This window comes from Pseudomonas sp. H3_C08 (genome assembly GCF_054669455.1).
The window spans coordinates 761084-777792 of record NZ_CP162803.1; the positions used below are offsets into that span (position 1 = coordinate 761084).

Annotated in this window: 16 protein-coding genes; 11 read left to right on the forward strand and 5 right to left on the reverse strand. The window is 56.2% G+C overall.

Annotated elements, in window-relative coordinates; all coding sequences use genetic code 11:
* Nucleotides 1-9 precede the first annotated feature (9 nt).
* The 6 genes from AB4N74_RS03690 to AB4N74_RS03715 are packed head-to-tail and all read left to right on the forward strand — an operon-like array spanning nucleotide 10 to nucleotide 5538.
* Nucleotides 10-1719 carry a phage tail protein gene (locus AB4N74_RS03690; RefSeq protein ID WP_460098275.1) on the forward strand — a complete coding sequence of 570 codons (1710 nt, stop codon included), beginning with the start codon at nucleotides 10-12 and terminating at the stop codon, nucleotides 1717-1719.
* A 7-nt stretch (nucleotides 1720-1726) separates the two neighbouring features.
* Nucleotides 1727-2413, forward strand: a complete 687-nt coding sequence (locus AB4N74_RS03695; protein WP_460098276.1) for a DUF4376 domain-containing protein — start codon at nucleotides 1727-1729, stop codon at nucleotides 2411-2413.
* On the forward strand, nucleotides 2410-3336 hold the full coding sequence (locus AB4N74_RS03700; RefSeq protein WP_460098278.1) for a hypothetical protein: 927 nt from the start codon (nucleotides 2410-2412) through the stop codon (nucleotides 3334-3336). The genes AB4N74_RS03695 and AB4N74_RS03700 overlap by 4 nt, the downstream gene beginning before the upstream one ends.
* Nucleotides 3333-3887 carry a baseplate complex protein gene (locus AB4N74_RS03705; RefSeq protein ID WP_460098280.1) on the forward strand — a complete coding sequence of 185 codons (555 nt, stop codon included), beginning with the start codon at nucleotides 3333-3335 and terminating at the stop codon, nucleotides 3885-3887. The genes AB4N74_RS03700 and AB4N74_RS03705 overlap by 4 nt, the downstream gene beginning before the upstream one ends.
* On the forward strand, nucleotides 3884-4588 hold the full coding sequence (locus AB4N74_RS03710; RefSeq protein WP_273877992.1) for a hypothetical protein: 705 nt from the start codon (nucleotides 3884-3886) through the stop codon (nucleotides 4586-4588). Before AB4N74_RS03705 ends, AB4N74_RS03710 begins: the two co-directional genes overlap by 4 nt.
* Complete coding sequence (locus tag AB4N74_RS03715) at nucleotides 4561-5538, forward strand: phage baseplate assembly protein V (RefSeq protein WP_460098283.1); 978 nt, start codon at nucleotides 4561-4563, stop codon at nucleotides 5536-5538. Before AB4N74_RS03710 ends, AB4N74_RS03715 begins: the two co-directional genes overlap by 28 nt.
* Before the next feature lie 121 nt (nucleotides 5539-5659).
* On the opposite strand, the gene AB4N74_RS03720 is transcribed toward AB4N74_RS03715, so the two are convergent.
* Together AB4N74_RS03720 and AB4N74_RS03725 are read right to left on the reverse strand one after the other, a co-directional pair.
* A complete protein-coding gene (locus AB4N74_RS03720) occupies nucleotides 5660-6319 on the reverse strand; it encodes a hypothetical protein (protein WP_460098285.1) in 660 nt (219 codons plus the stop codon).
* A gap of 2 nt (nucleotides 6320-6321) precedes the next feature.
* Nucleotides 6322-7548 (reverse strand): AAA family ATPase, encoded by a 1227-nt coding sequence (locus AB4N74_RS03725; RefSeq protein ID WP_460098287.1) that lies wholly within the window; start codon nucleotides 7546-7548, stop codon nucleotides 6322-6324.
* A 1184-nt stretch (nucleotides 7549-8732) separates the two neighbouring features.
* On the opposite strand from AB4N74_RS03725, the gene AB4N74_RS03730 reads away from it, so the two are divergent.
* A complete protein-coding gene (locus AB4N74_RS03730; RefSeq protein ID WP_099758444.1) occupies nucleotides 8733-9053 on the forward strand; it encodes a YbjQ family protein in 321 nt (106 codons plus the stop codon).
* A 61-nt stretch (nucleotides 9054-9114) separates the two neighbouring features.
* Here the strand turns inward: AB4N74_RS03730 and AB4N74_RS03735 are convergent, their stop codons facing one another.
* On the reverse strand, nucleotides 9115-9522 hold the full coding sequence (locus AB4N74_RS03735; RefSeq protein WP_460098289.1) for a hypothetical protein: 408 nt from the start codon (nucleotides 9520-9522) through the stop codon (nucleotides 9115-9117).
* Between the two features lie 116 nt (nucleotides 9523-9638).
* Between AB4N74_RS03735 and AB4N74_RS03740 the strand changes: the two genes are divergently transcribed.
* The 4 genes from AB4N74_RS03740 (at nucleotide 9639) to AB4N74_RS03755 (ending at nucleotide 11364) form a co-directional block, all read left to right on the forward strand.
* Complete coding sequence (locus tag AB4N74_RS03740) at nucleotides 9639-9827, forward strand: hypothetical protein (protein ID WP_093441821.1); 189 nt, start codon at nucleotides 9639-9641, stop codon at nucleotides 9825-9827.
* A 324-nt stretch (nucleotides 9828-10151) separates the two neighbouring features.
* On the forward strand, nucleotides 10152-10523 hold the full coding sequence (locus AB4N74_RS03745; RefSeq protein ID WP_016983669.1) for a glycine zipper domain-containing protein: 372 nt from the start codon (nucleotides 10152-10154) through the stop codon (nucleotides 10521-10523).
* A gap of 137 nt (nucleotides 10524-10660) precedes the next feature.
* A complete protein-coding gene (locus AB4N74_RS03750; protein WP_007914081.1) occupies nucleotides 10661-11080 on the forward strand; it encodes a YMGG-like glycine zipper-containing protein in 420 nt (139 codons plus the stop codon).
* A 122-nt stretch (nucleotides 11081-11202) separates the two neighbouring features.
* Entirely contained in the window at nucleotides 11203-11364 is a 162-nt protein-coding gene (locus tag AB4N74_RS03755) for a hypothetical protein (RefSeq protein WP_163019620.1), read from the forward strand.
* Nucleotides 11365-11439: 75 nt separating this feature from the next.
* On the opposite strand, the gene AB4N74_RS03760 is transcribed toward AB4N74_RS03755, so the two are convergent.
* Both AB4N74_RS03760 and AB4N74_RS03765 read right to left on the reverse strand, forming a co-directional pair.
* Nucleotides 11440-11868: a DUF6896 domain-containing protein gene (locus AB4N74_RS03760; protein ID WP_320337267.1), complete on the reverse strand. Its 429-nt coding sequence runs from the start codon at nucleotides 11866-11868 to the stop codon at nucleotides 11440-11442.
* Nucleotides 11865-16640 carry an RHS repeat-associated core domain-containing protein gene (locus AB4N74_RS03765; protein ID WP_460098292.1) on the reverse strand — a complete coding sequence of 1592 codons (4776 nt, stop codon included), beginning with the start codon at nucleotides 16638-16640 and terminating at the stop codon, nucleotides 11865-11867. Before AB4N74_RS03765 ends, AB4N74_RS03760 begins: the two co-directional genes overlap by 4 nt.
* Nucleotides 16641-16709: the final 69 nt, after the last annotated feature.

Sequence of the window (16709 nt, forward strand, 5' to 3'; positions counted from 1 at the left end):
GCCCCGTCAATGGGAGCCAGTATTACCCTCGCCGGCGAGAGCCTGATTGCGCAAAAACTTGCTGCCCTGCAGGGGCTGGAAGTGCGTCGGTTCATCTTTGCCAAAGTCCCAGGGCTTGACCCGAACACTCCGGTCAATCGCTCGGCGCCGAAACCCGCCGCGGCTCAGATTGTGTATGTGCACGAAATTCCGGGGGATCACGCCGGCTATGTAAACCCCAACCAGGTGGTGTACAGCGCACAGATCGGGTCCGACGTGGGTGATTGGGACTTCAACTGGATCGGTCTGGAGTCGGCCGAGGGCATTCTGTTCGCGGTGGCCTACGTGCCACTGCAGCAGAAGCGCCGGAACATCCCGCCGCTGCAGATCGGCAACAACCTGACTCGCAACTTCCTGGTGGCCTTTGATGGAGCCCAGGCAATCACCGGTATCACCATTGATGCCAAGACCTGGCAACACGACTTCACCGTGCGCATGGCCGGCATCGATGAGCGTGAGCGGATGAGCAACCGCGATGTATTTGGCCGTGCATGTTTTTTCGGCACGTCGCTGCAGTTGGAGAAAGTGGGGGCGACCTATCAACTCAAACCCGGCACCGGTTATCTGGAAGGCATCCGGATTGAGCGTTCCTCGGTATTGGCCGTGGTGCCGCCGGCGTTTCCGACCACGGCGTGGCTGGATGTGTCCCTGCAACGCGAACTGAATGATGTCGTGGCCAGTTGGAAAGTGGTCTTTGGTGTGGACAAGGCCGATTACACCGACAGCGCTGGATCGCGTCATTACTGCGTGGCGATCGCGGATCTGCCGAATTCAAACACCGTGACTGATCGCCGGCCGGTGGAGCCGATCGGCGGACCACTGGTGAAGCACTTCGCGATTCGCAATGTGGTCACCAGTTTGGCGGCGGACACGACGTTGACCGGACTCAACCGGGGGCTGGTACTGATCGATGCGGCCGCATCCAATCGCACGGTGACGTTGCCGGTCGCTGATGCCGCCCTGGGCGTCATGGACATTCTTGTTCGGCGTGTAGATAACGCCGGAAACCGTCTGGTGATTGCTGCCCAAGGCATCGACAAGATCAAGTTTCACACCCACCTCAACGCGGCCGGGTATTCGTTCCTGGTGCTCATGGGCGCGGGTGATTTTTGGCACCTGCGCAGTGACGGCGCCGGCAGTTGGTGGCCCATCGCGCGGCACGACAATACGCCGCTCGGTCGACCGGTTTTCGAGACCACAACGCTGTTCAATCCGGGAGGCTACGGGCCGCTCAACGGTCGAGAGCTGGTCCGTGCCGAATGGCCGTGGTTGTGGGATCACGCACAACAATCGGGAATGTTGACCACCGAGGCGGCGCGCATCGGCAAGGAAGGCGGCTGGACGAGCGGCACCGGTGCGTTGACCTTCCGTGGTCCTGAGGGCCGCGGTGAGTTTCTTCGTGTGCTGGATGAAAGCCGGGCTGTGGATCTCAACCGCGTGGCCGGCAGCTCTCAAGGATCTGCACTGCAGCATCACCAACACTATTTGCCTACATCGGCCGGCGCCGACGGCGGTACCGCCCTGATCCTCGACACCGCCTGGGCATTCGCCCTGCCGAACAAATGGGCGAACGACACCATTCCCGCGCAGACGTTTTTTGACGGTTATCCAAGCGGCACATTTGCCACGGAAACCCGTCCACGCAACATCGCCTATCCCGGCCGAATCAAACTGATCTGAGGTCACCATGTTTAGCTATTTGATCGACAGCGCCGGTGCCTTGCAGGGGCCGGTAGAGTTTCCAGTTATTCCAGGTCTTGGCGATTCGCTGCCGAGCAACGCGATCCAGTTGGCCAAGCCGCTGTCGGCACCACCAACAGGCTTTGCCTGGGCGTTGGTGGGAAGCAAGCCGAAGCAGATCGTTGATCGGCGCGGTTTGGTCTACAGCACCGTCGATGGATCCGAGCAGCAGCATCTCGATCTGGGAGAGCTGCCTGCAGGACTGACAGCCACACCGCGACCGTCGCCGGCACACCATTGGCAGAGCGGTGAGTGGGTGGCTGATATCGGGCGAGTGTATGAGGTGAAAGTTGCCGAAGTGAACAAGGCCTGCGCTGTCGCGATCACCAAAGGTTTCTGGTCGTCGGCCTTGGGTGAGCCCCATCAATACACCAGTGAGTTCAGCGATCAACTGAACCTCACCGGCATGATCCTGCGCGGGATCGATGGCCCGTATGTAGGCCGGGACGAGCAGGGCATGCGAGACTTTCGCCTGCACACCGTGGCCCAGCTGCGTCAGGTCGGCGACGATTTCACGGACTACAAGCTCAAGATGCTGCAGCAAGCCAACCGCATGAAGCAGCAGCTGGATGAGGCACTGGCGGCGGGCGATCTTGCAACGCTTCAGGCAATAACCTGGGCAGATCCTCAATGACGACTTGGGCGCCTGTGACCATGCAATGGCCGGAGCAGGCCACGCACTGGATGGGCGAGCTATCTGCTGCCAAGGATCTTGCCGGTGGTGAGCTGGCCAGTACCGCGCAACGATTGGCGGGACTCGACGGGATGACCAGCACCAACCCGGGGCCGGTCGGTGCTGCCGCTGAAAGCGCGATCGCTGCCGGTCGCGCCGCGCTCGCCGGACAAATGGGCGAAGTCCCGGCCTGTTTGACGGTTACGCCGTTTCAAAGCGGTGTCGGCCAGGGACGCGGTCAGCAACGCTTTCTATCGGCGCCGAACTTGCTGCAGCAGCTGGCCAGCAAACTGGTCGACGCCGGTGATACCGGGCGCCCAACCGGGCCCCAATTTGCGCTGTCGCTGATGTTTCTGGGCACGCGCTACGACCAGTTCGCCGAAACCCTGGCGCGCTTCAATGCGCTGCTGCCGATCCCAGACCTGGTACGCACCGAGCGCCGGGCTCGCAACCTGTCGCGCCTCGAAACGGAAAAGTGGGTGATTCCCAGCGCCGGGCCGTTGCCGCGTTGGCAGACCTTGCCCCTTGAGCGCTGCACCCTGGTGAAAGCCGCCAAACAATCCATGTCCGGCCAGCTCGCCGTTCTGGAGAGCTACGCGGCCGACAGCTCGCCGATGGGTGAACTGGCGGCATTGGCCAGCCGCAAGGCTGCCCAGCAGTTGGGCCGCGACCAGCAGTTGAATGATCTGAAAGCGCTGCTGGCCGGCGGCAACGCAGACACCAGCATGCGCGCACGGATTGTTGGTCCCGGCGACAGCAGCGAATTGCGCCGGCTTCTGCTCGAGGGCGAAGCACCAGGTCATGAGTGGGTGTTGTCTGCTGGGGTGCTGCTGGTCGGTTCTCAGCAGGGTTTGAGCTTCGTTCGGGAGCTGGTCGGCCTATGACGCTACTTCTCGACGGCGAACAGATCCTGGGCAAGAAGATGAAGGTCACCGGCAACCTGCGGATCGAGGCCGCTGATATGTCTGGGCAGACCAGCAACACCCAGACCGCGCACAAAGGCTTCAAGCCAAAAACCTTGGCGGTATCGCTGATGATCCCCTTTGTCGACCAGGCGCAGCTGCGCACGATCATGCGTCTGGCGGAAGCCACCGCCGGCGGAGGTCAATTGAAAATGTACCGGATCGTCAACGACACCGCCGCCGCGTTCGGCATTCGTGAGGTGCAGTTCTCCGAAGGTATCAGTGCGCGGGAAGACGACACCCTGGCGGCGTGGCTGGTGCAGTTCACGCTGTCGGAAAAGGAATCGAACCCCGAGAAGGTCGAACAGCGGCGAGCGGCCAATGACGTCAGCTCGCAGTCAGCACCTGGTCAAGCAGTGGGTGGCTCTGGCGGTGCTGCCGGTGCCGGCAGCGAAGCCGGAAACGGCCAGGAGTTGAGCGGTTTCGAAAAAACCCTGAAAAAACTGGATGACTACCTGGCGCCGAAAACATGAAGTTGCATAAGGTTTTGACGATCGCCGGCCGCGTGTATCCGCTGATCACAGATGAAGTCCGCCTGGACATCAAAAGTCCCGGGCGTGCGACATTCTCCGTGCAAGCCAGCGAGGCCCTGAAGGGGCTGGTGACGCTCGATATTGGCTACAACGACAGCACGCTGCAGCGTCACTTTATCGGCTACGTCGAGCGGTCGACTGCCGCCAACAGCACTCAGCAGCTGGTCGCTTGCCGTGAGCTGTCCTCAATCCTGGCCAATCCCTTGCCGCTGAACCTGCGGCACGTCGACCTGCAGGCGGTGCTGGCCGAGATCAGCAACAAGACCGGGCTCGGCTTCCGGATCCCTGACAAGGCTTACACCAAGGTCAAAGCGCCGTTTTTCTACAGCCTGGCGTCGGGATATTTGGCCATGGACAGCTTGCCCGGCGTGTTCGGCATCCCCGACTTTATCTGGCAGCAGCAGGGCGATGGTGAAGTGTTTGTGGGCAGTTGGGCTGACAGTTTTTTCGGTGTCCGTCCTGCCCTGCAATTGCCTGTTGAACTGTTCGACGGCTACCAGGGCAATCAGAGCGCCATGATCGCGCCCCTTCCAGGGCTTCGACCAGGTGCAACCATCAATCAGGGCGAGCGGATCACCAGTGTGACCCTTGCCGGCAACCAAATGGCGATCAAATGGACGACGCAATCAAGCGCAGCGTAGCGCGCCAATTCCCTGAACTGAGCGGCGGTTATCACCTGCCGCGCTTTGGCCGCGTGGTCGCGGTACCGGACGCGCCTGCAGCGTCCAGTTTGTGCGATGACTTCCGACCGCGCTTCAGCGTCGACGTCGAGGTGCTGCGCGAGGACGGCGAACCAGATACGGATCTGCCGATTCTGACCGGCCTGCCGCTGCCGGCGCCGATGGGCGGGCAAGAAGCCGGCATGTTTGGCTTTCCGGAGGAGGGCACCACCGTGGTGGTCAGCTTCGCCTACGGCAAACCTCACAAACCCTTCATCACGCAGATCCTGCCCCACGGGTTGAGCCTGCCCCGCGTACCAAAGGGCGACCAGGTGTGGCAGCACAGTGAAGCCTGCCAGCAGCGTGTCGACGCAGACGGCAACTGGCTGCGCCAGACCGATGGCAAGATCCAGGACAAGGCGATCGAGCGCGAGGTTGAAGCCTTGGGCAATACCGAGGTTTTCCAGAGCCACACCAGGACGGTGGACGACCATTCGACCGAAACAGTGGGTGGCATCAAGAAAATCGAGGCGCTGGGCGCGCTTAAGCTGCTGTCGGGAGGATCCGCGAGCCTGGCGGCGGTCGACGATCTGCACCAGGCTACCGGGAGGGATCTGAACCTGGTGGTGGGGCAGAAGCACAACGCCACGGTGGGGGGAGATATGCAGGAGCGAATTGAAGGACTGCGCGAGAGCGTGGCGGCAGTCAGTCAGCGTATGCAGGCGCCGAAGAATTGGGTTGGCTCAGGTACAGTAAACCTATTCAAGGTGGTCTGTGACATGCTCGATCTAATTCAACAAATGAATGCACAGTTGGCGGCACACACGCATGCACCAGGGCCCACACCGAATACGAAAGATGCTACGGCATTTGCTGCAAACGCTGCCCAGGCTTTGAACCTTTCAGCAGCTTTAAAGCTGATCACTATCTAACGTTGGCTGCCTCATAAATCAGAGTTGAGGAACAGTGCGCCAAGTATTTTTAAAGCCCCTCAGTATGCTGGATAGATAGTTGGTGCACTGTTTGTGTATAGGCTTAATTTTTTTGTAGTGGTTAGTCAATTGCGTCTTTTACAAGTTCCAGAAGTGGGGGCGATTCTAACACCGCCCATCTTAAAAACGCTGAATATTCCTGGCGGCGGCTCATGAGATTTTTGATCTTTTCAAGTGCATAATTTTTTTCACTAAGCAGACTGTCCTCGTCTTCATAGATGTTCATCTGTTCGACAAGTTTTGCATAGCGTTTGAACACTTTTTTTCTAAGATAGGTGGCAGTTACAGATTTATTTCCCGTGTTGTCGTCGTTAAAAACTTTTCTTATTAGATTGGCTGTTTCTACGGTTTTTGGCTCATTGTTACTGGGTTCAATGATAACGCTTGCTGAAAAAGGAGTCAGTGGAGGGTGGTGCCTTATGAGTCGAAGAGCATCCACAGTAGGATCTGTGCAGTTTATTAAATTGTTGAATAGATGTCGTTTGATGTTGTTACATCTGGCACATGCGTAAAATAAGTTGTTCCAGTCGTACATTTTCAATTCGTCACCTCGGTGGGCGTCGAAATGCTCTACGTTCAGGCTAAGCGGATCCTTGGTTTCACATATATAACATTTATCCTCAAAGTCGCGCTTTAATGCCTCTATTACATCTGTTTCTGTCCATGATGTCTTTTCAGTAAGCGATGCAGGAGTTTGTCCGCTGCGAACGACATTGAACATTGCTACACTCCTTCTGCTTTTCGTTTTATTACCTTGTTTATTGCAATTTCATAAAACATCCTCGACTCTGCGTCTAGGGAGTCGGCATGCGGTGCGAGCTTGTTTAAAATAGACTCGGCTTCGGAAATTTCAAACTTCTTTGTTGATGTGATATTCGCTAGTTCTCGTATCGTTTCTAAAAGTTGCGTTGAAACAGAAGGTACACCGAGTAGCCCTTCAACGACCGCTTCAATCGAAAACATTGACAAGTCGTTACTCTCACTGCCAGTACTCAAGTCATATATCAACGCGTCATCCGTAGATGTGACTACGAATGGGGAATGGGTTGTGGCAATGAACTGAATATTCGGGAAAGAGTTAGTTAGAAATGGGAATATTTTTCGTTGTAATGATACGTGAAGGTGCACATCGATTTCATCAATCAGTACTACACCTTGTAATTCGGAAGGTGTTATATCTAAGTATTCCGTTCGCATAAGTAAATCTGCATATATGTCAAAAATCGCCAGATATCCTGATGAAAGCGTTTGGAATGTGTAAGTCTGTTTGCCTTTTTGCTCAATCTTGAAGCGTAGCTTGTCGGCGTCAAATTTTAAGTTTACAGAGTCGTCTTCAAATAGGTATCTAAGATTCTTAAGTAATTCGATAAACCAAACGTTTATTTGTTCGGATCTTTCACTTTTTTCTTTCATTTGGGCGCTAAGCGCGGAGCGCACCCGAAGATTTACGAGATGTTGTTCAAAGTTGGAGCTTAAATTTTGATCGATCTGGATTGTATCTATGTCTGGTTTTGATCCTGTCGCAGATATAACAGTATTTATCTGGGCTTTTCTGTTGGCTGGAAACATGCCGATTAGCGCAAGTCTTTGTTTTTTTAATTCGATTAAATTGCGGGGGTCGTAGTATGTGACAGTGTATGGATTGAAAATATCTAGCAGGCTGTTTCTTTGGTTGTCTAAATTTTGCTGGAAGTTTTGTTTTTGGTCTGCGTTGTATCGTGGGTCGGCGATTGCATCTTCCATCTCTTTAACGGCTTTTTCGTAAGCAGATATATTAAGAATGCTACCTTGTCCGATGTGTTTGCGTAATGCCACAAATAGTCCTTCTAGGAAAGAAGTTTTCCCCGACCCATTCCCCCCTACGATTAGAAGGTTTTTTCCTTCGATATTTATATTGAAATTACGAGTAGTGTTGGGGAGTACGCCACTAATGCTTTTTATCGCTTTCATTCGGTAGTCACCGTTTAAAGGTTTTCAAGTCTGGATATTGGATTTGCAAAGGTGATCGCTTTGAAGAAAGTGATAAATTATCACGGCAAAAAAAAAACATGCAAAAAACCACTTATCCCCCTCCCGCCGACGGGCTTTGCGTCCCTTTTTTGTGCAAAGGCCAGAGCAGTGCAACCACTGGCCCTGCCCAGGCCTGCTGCGGGGGCTGTGGATGCTGTAGCGATTGCACGCAATGCAAGGTTTTGCAAAAAAATGCAGCGGCGTTGCACAGCGATACGGAGCGTCGACGAATTGGCCAGAGGAGTGAGACGCCCAAAGGGCAGGGGCTGCGGCCTGGAAAACCTGCTGCGTAAGGTGTTTTCGTTTTCGGAACTGTTCGCACCAGCTGCGAATTCGGCACTGCGCCGTTCGTTTGAAAAACGGCTGTAAGGCCCAGCCTGCTTTGCTTTCCGGTGTTTGCCTGAATTGCACAGCGTCACCAAGAACTTTCTTGTTATCAGCGCGAATTTGCAGGGTGTGAAAAACGTCGAAAAGGGACGTCGCCTTGGCCATTTTTCGAACGTGGGCTGGGAAAAAGGTAATATTGGTAAGCGAAGTATAGAAATGGGCTACAGCCCTTGTGTTGCGCGGCCTTCAGTAATTACCTCAAGAGGTAATTTTAGGTAAGAGTTAGGGTAATAATTTCTGAAGTCCCCCATTTTACTGGGTTTGAGGGCTATCAGGGATTACTCATAGGAAAGGTAATTTTCTAACCTCATACTTACCAAATTATTACCTTTGAGGAATTCTCTCAACGCCCCGATTTACAAGGCTTCCAGAGGTCTGCTCACGCTGCATTACCAAAATTACCTTTTTCCCATGGGTCAACATGAAACGTCGAAATGGCTTTCGCGACCCTGTTCTGCAACCTGGTGCGCAAAACCCATGGGACTGACATGGGACTGAGATTAAAAATCTCGCTCCTCTGCAGCCCTTATAAACCGGGGTGGTGTGCCCAGAAAAGCGCAAACGGGTAGTTTCGAATCTCTCCTTCACCGCCATATTCAGTAAACACAAACCCCTGATTTCGAAAGAAGTCAGGGGTTTTGTGGTTTCTGGCGTCTGGATTTTATTGGCTACGGCTTGACGTTCGTCTTGAGCGATTACAATTGCGGATTTATTCATCCATATAGGGACGACATTCCATGATCATTTCCACCACTCACGCCATTGAAGGCCGGCAGATCGCGGCCTACCTGGATATCGTCAGTGCCGAATCGGTGCAGGGCGTCAATGTGATCCGTGACATGTTCGCTGGTATGCGCGACTTTTTTGGCGGCCGCTCGCAGACGCTGGAGCGGGCTTTGAAGGAGGCGCGTATTCAGGCGACCGAAGAAATACGGGAGCGTGCGCGCGCTCTGCAGGCGGATGCGGTGGTCGGGGTGGACTTTGAGATCAGTATGCCCGGCGGGAAGGGCGGGATGGTTGTTGTGTTTGCGACGGGTACGGCGGTGAAGTTGCGCTGAGTTTGTTTGACGGGTGTGTAAGCCCATTCAGAGGTTGAATGGGCTCAATCTTGCGGTGCAATCAGCCTTGTGGCTTGAGGATCACGGTGCCTCTTTCGTCATAGGTCAGTGGTGTGTCGACGGCGACGAGAGGGGGTGTATCAGAAGGCGGGTTGGGTTCGACTGGCTTGCTGGGATGGTAAATGACCCCTGGTTGCAGAACCGGTGTATCCGGACCCGGATACTTGATGGTGATTTCACCGGAAGCGATCTTCTCCTTGAGTTTTTCCGCGCCAGCCTTGCCGGCTGCGATCTGTTCGTCCGTGAGTTTTACGACAGGCATATTGGGGAATCCGTTGATTTGCATGTTCTCTCCTTGAGATTCATTTGTATGAAAAAGGGCAACGGCCTGGCTTTGGAATTCTTTAGCAATCTGGGACCAATGGTTCATCGTCTGTTTAAATTTTTCAGGCCATTCGTCGGGCATCATGGGATCTGAATCACAAGTCCAGGAATGACCAGCTAGTCTCAAAAGCCATGGAGGTCGATATTTTTTCAGGCAAAAGGGTTTTTGCCGGTGTCGATCTGTTGCGACGGGGCGAAGGTATGACTGATCCGTATATCGAAGACGATGGCGCTGAATTTTCCTTCAATAACTGCGTACGGTGCGGCCAGACCGAGTATCAGTCAGGTTTTGGCGAGGATCCGGTGCAGATCGGCAAAATCAAATCCGCGGCACCCAAGGGACCCAAGGCGAAATTTCTCCCCAGGGTCACCACGCGTTCCAGGAAATAATCGTTCTCTGCATAACCCTGCTACTGAGCGGGGTTTTTTATGGTTGTGGGTTTGAAGAATTTTCCTACAGGTGATGACGGAAAATCAGTCTACTTTCACAAACTTTTCACGTCTGCCGCAGTAGGGTGAAGCCATCCGTTAGAAAGCAAGTCTCCAGCCCGTTTCCCCAGCGGGCTTTTTTTTGCCTGCCACAAAACCTTTTCCAGAATTGCTGTCCAATCGGCGCCGAGTGCACGCGAGATCCGTGATTTTGGCTGGACTTTCGCGCGACGACGGCATTAAATCCCGGCCCTTTTTGTCATCCCAATTGTTGAGGTTTTCGTCATGCGTTTAACACTGCCTGCTCTGGTTCTGGGGCTTCTGGTTGCTCAAGGTGCAATGGCTGCCGGTGATGGCACTGCTGCGTTGGGCGGTGGTCTGGGTGGCGCACTGGGTAATGTCGTCGGCCAGAAAATGGGCGGCAGCACTGGCGCGGCCATTGGTGCCGGCGTAGCAGGCGCGGCGGGCAGCGCAATGGCGGCGCGCAAGGGTAGCCGGACCAAAGCGGCGATTGGCGGCGGCGTTGGCGCAGCCGGTGGTTCGGTGATCGGCAACAGCCTGGGCGGCAGAACCGGCGCCACGATTGGTGCAGGCCTGGGTGGCGCAGCTGGCGGCGCAGTGGGCAGCAACTTGTCCAAAGGTCACAAGCGTCACTGAGACTAATCCCTTGTCAGAAAAAGCCCGGCTCGATGTCGGGCTTTTTCATGGCTGAACGTTTTTCCCGTTTGCGTCTCCAATCTCACATAGGCCCATGTCTGGGCGGACTGTCCCGCTTCGGGAACTGTGAGGTTCATATGCGCTTGTCATTATCTGCACTGTTTTTCGGTTTGCTGGTAGCACAAGGGGCGATGGCCGCTGGTGATGGCACCGCCGCTGTGGGTGGCGGCTTGGGCGGCGCGCTCGGCAATGTGGTCGGTGGACAACTCGGTGGCAGTACTGGCGCGGCGGTAGGTGCGGGTGTTGGTGGCGCGGCCGGCAGTGCCGTCGGGGCGAATAAACGCAATCGAACTGAAGCGGCTATTGGCGGTGGTCTCGGCGCGGCAGGTGGCTCGGTCGTTGGCAACAGCCTTGGCGGGTCTACGGGTTCGACCATTGGCGCAGGGTTGGGCGGCGCGGCGGGTGGTGCGGTCGGTAATAACCTGGGTGACGATGGCGGATCTCATTCGGGTGGCGGTCACAAGCACAAGAACAAACATAAAAACCGCCATCATTGATGGAGGGTTAAGCGGAAACCCGGCTTTTTGCCGGGTTTTTTGCATTTGATCGTCAGACACCGGAACGATTGACTGTAGGGCTTTTCGAACCTCATACACTCCACCAGATGACGAGGTTTGCCATGACTCCCGAAACTGAAGGCAAGGAAGAGAAAGGTTCGAGTGGACTGCCGTTTATCAATGATCCGGGGAATGAGGATCCGGGGTCGTTGATGGATGATGCGACGGTGCCGTTGAATGATTCGGATGAGGCTGATATGGAGTATGAAGAGGATGAGCAGTGATGGGGAGTAGGGTGGATTAAGAGTTTGGAGTTGGTTTTAAGGGCCTGAGTGAACAGGCCCTTTTGGTGGTTATGTCTAATCGGTTTCTTTTGAGTCAGCCAATACATACAAGTTACTTATGCCTGACATTTTTTTGATTTTTTTTAGCTTCAGATATTCTTCGAGTTCTTTTTTAATGGTTTCTTCATCGCAAAATTTTCTATGTTTAGAGGGTCTGTCACGGGCAAAGTAGTATAAGCGCCGAGTATCAAACCCATTGATTTCACCGTTAGGGCCATAGTCGAAATCTACGCTTCCTGTCGATAAATTGATGCGGCAGCCAATACCATGCAATACATATTTAACGCCTCGAGTGACTCTCCCGCATCGCTTTATTGCTTTGGTGCGCCAAAGCCTTCGAATGTCACGAGTGCCAAATTTGCGCTCAAATATCAGTGTGCTGGACTCCACCATGGAGATAAAGTCATTTATCAGGATGTCCAAAGTTTCATTTTGATCAGTCATCTTCTTCTCCGATGCTCCAATCTGTCTAAACCTACGTTGTTTGCTGACTCTATTACATCTTCAATACTGTTTAGAGTTTTGTCGTACTTTATGAGGTCGGTTATTAGTTTAATTGTCACATTTGTCGAAGTTTGTCGTGCAGCTGCTGCGCGATGGTGTCCGTCCAGAATATATAGGTTGCCGTCATGTTCTATGACATCGATGGGATCTGTTGGATCGTATCCGTTGAGCATTTTATTTTTATAATCCTCGACTGTCTTGGTTGAGGTCTTTCCCTCTATTGTATGTATTCTCTTCAAAGTTTTCGGATCTATATTGTGAGCAATCGCCGGTAGGTTTGGATCTCCTTCATCAACCTTAACCCCATCACTTCCACCCGGCACCTCACACCCAGGCTTATTCGGCGGCGGACAATTGGAGTTCAGCCCCAACGGATCCACCCACCCCGTCGGATTCGGCACGTACTGGTACTGATTCAAGCCACCGGCCAATTTGATCGGATCCGGCGTCAAATACCGTCCCAACCTCGGGTCGTAGTACCGGTGCCGGTTGTAATGCAGGCCGCTTTCGCCGTCGAAATACTGCCCCTGAAAACGCAGCGGCTGGTTCAGGTAGTCCTCGCCGGCCAAGGTCAGTGCGGCGACTTTGCCGTAGGCGTCGTATTGCGCGGACCAGACGATGTCGCCGCTGTAGTCGGTGAGCTCCTGCGGGGTGCCGAGGTGGTCGAGCTGGTAATAAAACGGGCAGGCTTTTTTCGGGCCTTTGCCGTCGAGCAGTGCCAGCGGGCGGAAGGTGCCGGGTTCGTAGACGTAGCTGCGGTATTCGCTTTCGCTACTTTCGGCGACGAGGTGGTCGCCTTGCCAGAAGAACTCGGTGGTCTCGCCGTTGACGGTTTTGCGGATACGCCGGCCAAAGGCGTCGTATTGGTAACTGGCGGTCTGGCCGTCGGGGCGGGTCAGGCCGATCAGGCGGTGCTGGCTGTCGTAGCGGTATTCGGTGACGAGAGTCTGCGCGCGGCCGCGACGTTCGCGGATCAGGTTGCCGAAGGCGTCGTAGTCGTAATGACGATCGCCTTGCATCAGCAAGCGATTGCCCTGGATCTGGCTCGGACCGGGGCGGTCCTGCATCAGCAGGTTGCCGGCCGGGTCGTGGGCGAAGCTTTCCGGCAGTTCGTCGCGCGAGTGTCGTACGCGGATCAGCCGGTCGAGGGCGTCGTAGCCGTAGGTGCGCTGGCCGTGGCGGCTGTCGGCGATGTGCGCGAGATTGCCGTTGGCACTGTAGGCATAATCGCGGCGGTACAACGCATCGCGCTGATGGCCTACGGCGTGGGCGAGTAATCGTCCCTGATCGTCGTAGGAGTATTCGCTGAGCAGCAGACCTTGCTGGCGCTGCAGTTCGCGCCCGAACTGGTAGACGTGACGAGTCAGCGGCGTGCCGTTGAGGTCAATCCCGTTCAGCGCGCCGCCCTTGGCGTGGCGGTAGTCGAGCACGCTGTTGTCCGGCAGGCGCATGCGCTTGAGCTGGCCGCAGGCGTCGTAGCGGTAACGCAGGGTGCCCCAGCCCTGATGCTCGGTGATCAGCCGGTCCTGACGGTCGTACTCGAAGGCCAAAGGATGTTGCTGGCCGTCATCAACACTGATCAATCGGCCGAGTCGGTCGTACTGGTAACTGACCTTGATCCCGTCCGGCAGGGTTTTGACCAGCAGGCGCCCGGCCGCATCGCGCTCATAAGCGGTGAGCAAACAAGAGCCATCATCACCGAACTCGGTCTTTTCCAGCAGATGCCCGTTGAGGTCATAGGCGTACGCGGTGCGGCGGCCGTCAAAACCGCTTTCCTGACGAATCAGCCCGGTGGTGGTGTAATCCAGCCGGTACTTTTCCCCGGATTCGTTTTCAATCTCGGTGAGCAGCAGTTGCGCATGGTCATAGCGGTACTGCACCCGCGTGCCGTCGGGGTTGATCCGCCGCGAAACCAGGTGCAGATCGTCGTCATACTCATAACGGGTGATGTGCCCCTGTTCATCGCGCTCGGCGGTGACCTGACCGTAGGCGCCGTAGCTGTAGGCGCGGGTGCTGCCGCCAGGAAATGTCGTCTGAATCAGTCGGCCAACGGCGTCCCAATGCTGACGAGTGACTGCACCGTGTTCGTCGGCGGTTGTGGTACGTCGCCCCAGTGCGTCGTAGGAAAAGCGCCGCACGCCACCGTCGGGCAAGGTCTCTTCGGTCAACTGGCCGAGGCTATTCCAGACCAGCCGATGGCGGCTGCTGTCCGGGTAGCGGATCGACAGCAACTGGCCCCGGGTGTCGTAGTAGTAATGAGTAACCTGGCCGTCGGGGTCGACCGCTTCGGTGACATCGCCCTCGGCATTGCGCCGGTAGATCCACACCGCCTGTTCGCGAGAGCGTTTGTGCAGGAAACCGTTGCGATACTCGTAGGACGTTGGCGCCTCATCCGGTGGAATCAGCGCGATCAATCGTCCGACGTCGTCGTAGCGGTATTCGGTGACAGCGCCCAAGGCATCCTGCTCGGCAATCAAGCGTCCCGAGGCGTCATAAGCCTTGAGCTGCTCGCCACCGTCCGCCGAGACTTTACGCACCAGTCGCGCACGCTCATCGTGCACGTACGTCTCTTCGGTGCCATCGACGTAATGCACCGCGACACTGCCGTCGTCCGCCCAGACGTAACGCGTGTCCATCTGCGAAAACGACGCCCAGTGACGCACGCAGCGCGCGGCTTTCCCCGACCGTTCCCACTCCCAGAAGAAGCTCGCGCCACCGGCCAGTTGCCGCTGCAGAATCACGTGGGCATCGTCGTAGTCGTAGCGCTCGCTGTCACCGACGGCGTTGGTCGCTTCGATCAGGTGCTGATAGGCGTCGTAGCGGTAACTGACCAGCGCCTGTTCGGTGCCCCAGGCACCGTCGCGAAACACCTGGTAATCCACACCAACCAACTGCGCGCGGTCATAGCGCAACAACAGCGAACGCCCGGCGCCGTTGTCCAGTCGCTGCACCCGGTCAGAGTGATCGCGCTGCACCGTCAGACGATTGCCATAGACATCGCTGATCGCCGTCAGCCGTCCTGCACGAAAGTGATAAAAGCGCGCCGTGTCCCCGGCCAGCGCGAGGATCAGCTCTTCCGGCTCCTCGCCCAGAAAAATCGCCGCCCGCGACAAACTGTTGTGAATCGCCGGCCGCTCAACGCTCGGCAGCGGGAAACGGGTACGGCGGTTTTCGTGGTCGACCCAGACCACAAAGTCGCCTTCAAACGCCAGCCGATGCGCCAGCGAATGACTCCAGCCAAACCCCAACCCAATATCGATTTCGGCGGCGCTGGAGCGATACAAGCGGGTGAACTCAAACGGCAACACGCCATCGAGCAGCGCATCGTTCAGGGTCAGCAGTTCTTCGCCAGTAACCATCGACACCGGACAACCGTTGGTGCAGGTGCGCGGCACACAATCGGCGCTGTCGCCGTTGGGGTTTTTCGCCTGATCCGGCGAATCGTCGTGCGGCTCATGCCGTTCCATCCTGCTCGAACCGCCAGGCTTGTCCCGCACAACAGGCGCCGGGTTTGGCACGGTCAACACCAGCGAATCGGCCTGACGAATGTTCAGCGGTATCGCCGGTGTCGGTTTCAACTCAACGTCACGCACATTGAGCATCAGCGGCTTCAAAACGCTGGCATGCCGCGTCAAATCCGCCGAGGACGTCAGTTCGGCCAAGCGCAACGCCGAGGCCGCCAGCCACTCCCGCGCGCGCGGCGACTTGATCTTCGCCAGCACCTTGCTGCTCAAACGCAGCGGCACGCCGATGCCACCCGACACGCCCATCAACAGGAAGCTGATCAGCAATTCGACCCGCACCTCGGCCACCACTTCAGCCAGATACTGCGGCGGCAGCATCTTCAGCCAACTGGTAAACGCGGCCAGCTGAATGAACAGCAGCGGCTCGTCACTGAGGATCAACAGACCGTTGGCAATGGCGTCGCTGGAGGCATTCAATAACGCCTCAAGCTCGGCCTCGCTGAGGTATTCCAGCAACTTTTCACTGTTGGCCTGCAAGTCGGCGAGCAGGGCGAATACCTGTTTAATGTCATCCCAGACGCCATTCAGGGCTTTCTCGAATCCACGCCAGTCGGCCTGTTGCAACTGACCGTAACGCTCAAGAAATCCGGCGCTGGAAAATTCCTTCCACTGCGGCTGAAATTCACTCCATTCCCCGCGCAACCAGCCCTCCAGGCCATCGATGATGCCCTGATAGGAGGCGTACAACGTCTGCACATGTTCCGTGGACACATCGGGAAAGAAGGTGATGCGATAACGCTGGCCCCGATCGCAGTCGGTCACTTGCAGAATGCCGCTGGGGCCGATGGTGTAATGCAGCGGTTCGCCGAAAGTCAGCACGCCGCCGACATCGGCAAGCACCGGTTCGAGGGTTACCGGGGTGTTGCCAATCGGCACAAACCGCGCGGCCTCGAACATGTGCACCAGCGTCAGCGACCCGCTGGCCGAGCACATGGCCACGGATGAACTGAGCGGCTGGCGCGACTTGATCGGCGCGCTGAGGCGCACGTCGTTGCCGACGGTGAATACCTGCTCGACATCCAGTGCAGTCCCCGTCCAGAACTGCTCGGCCCAGACGTCGTAGTTGTTCAGGCACAGGCGGAACTCGCGGATCAGGTGTTCGAAGTCCGGCTCATCGGGATTCAAAGCAGCCACAACGAGCAGGCCGATGCTGTTGTTCAGGGCCAGCAGCTGATCGGTTGGAAGCATTCGCAGTCTCTCGCGCACGTCAAAAAGGTGCGGGGACTTTGCGGGGGATCAAACAGGAAAGAAGTCGGG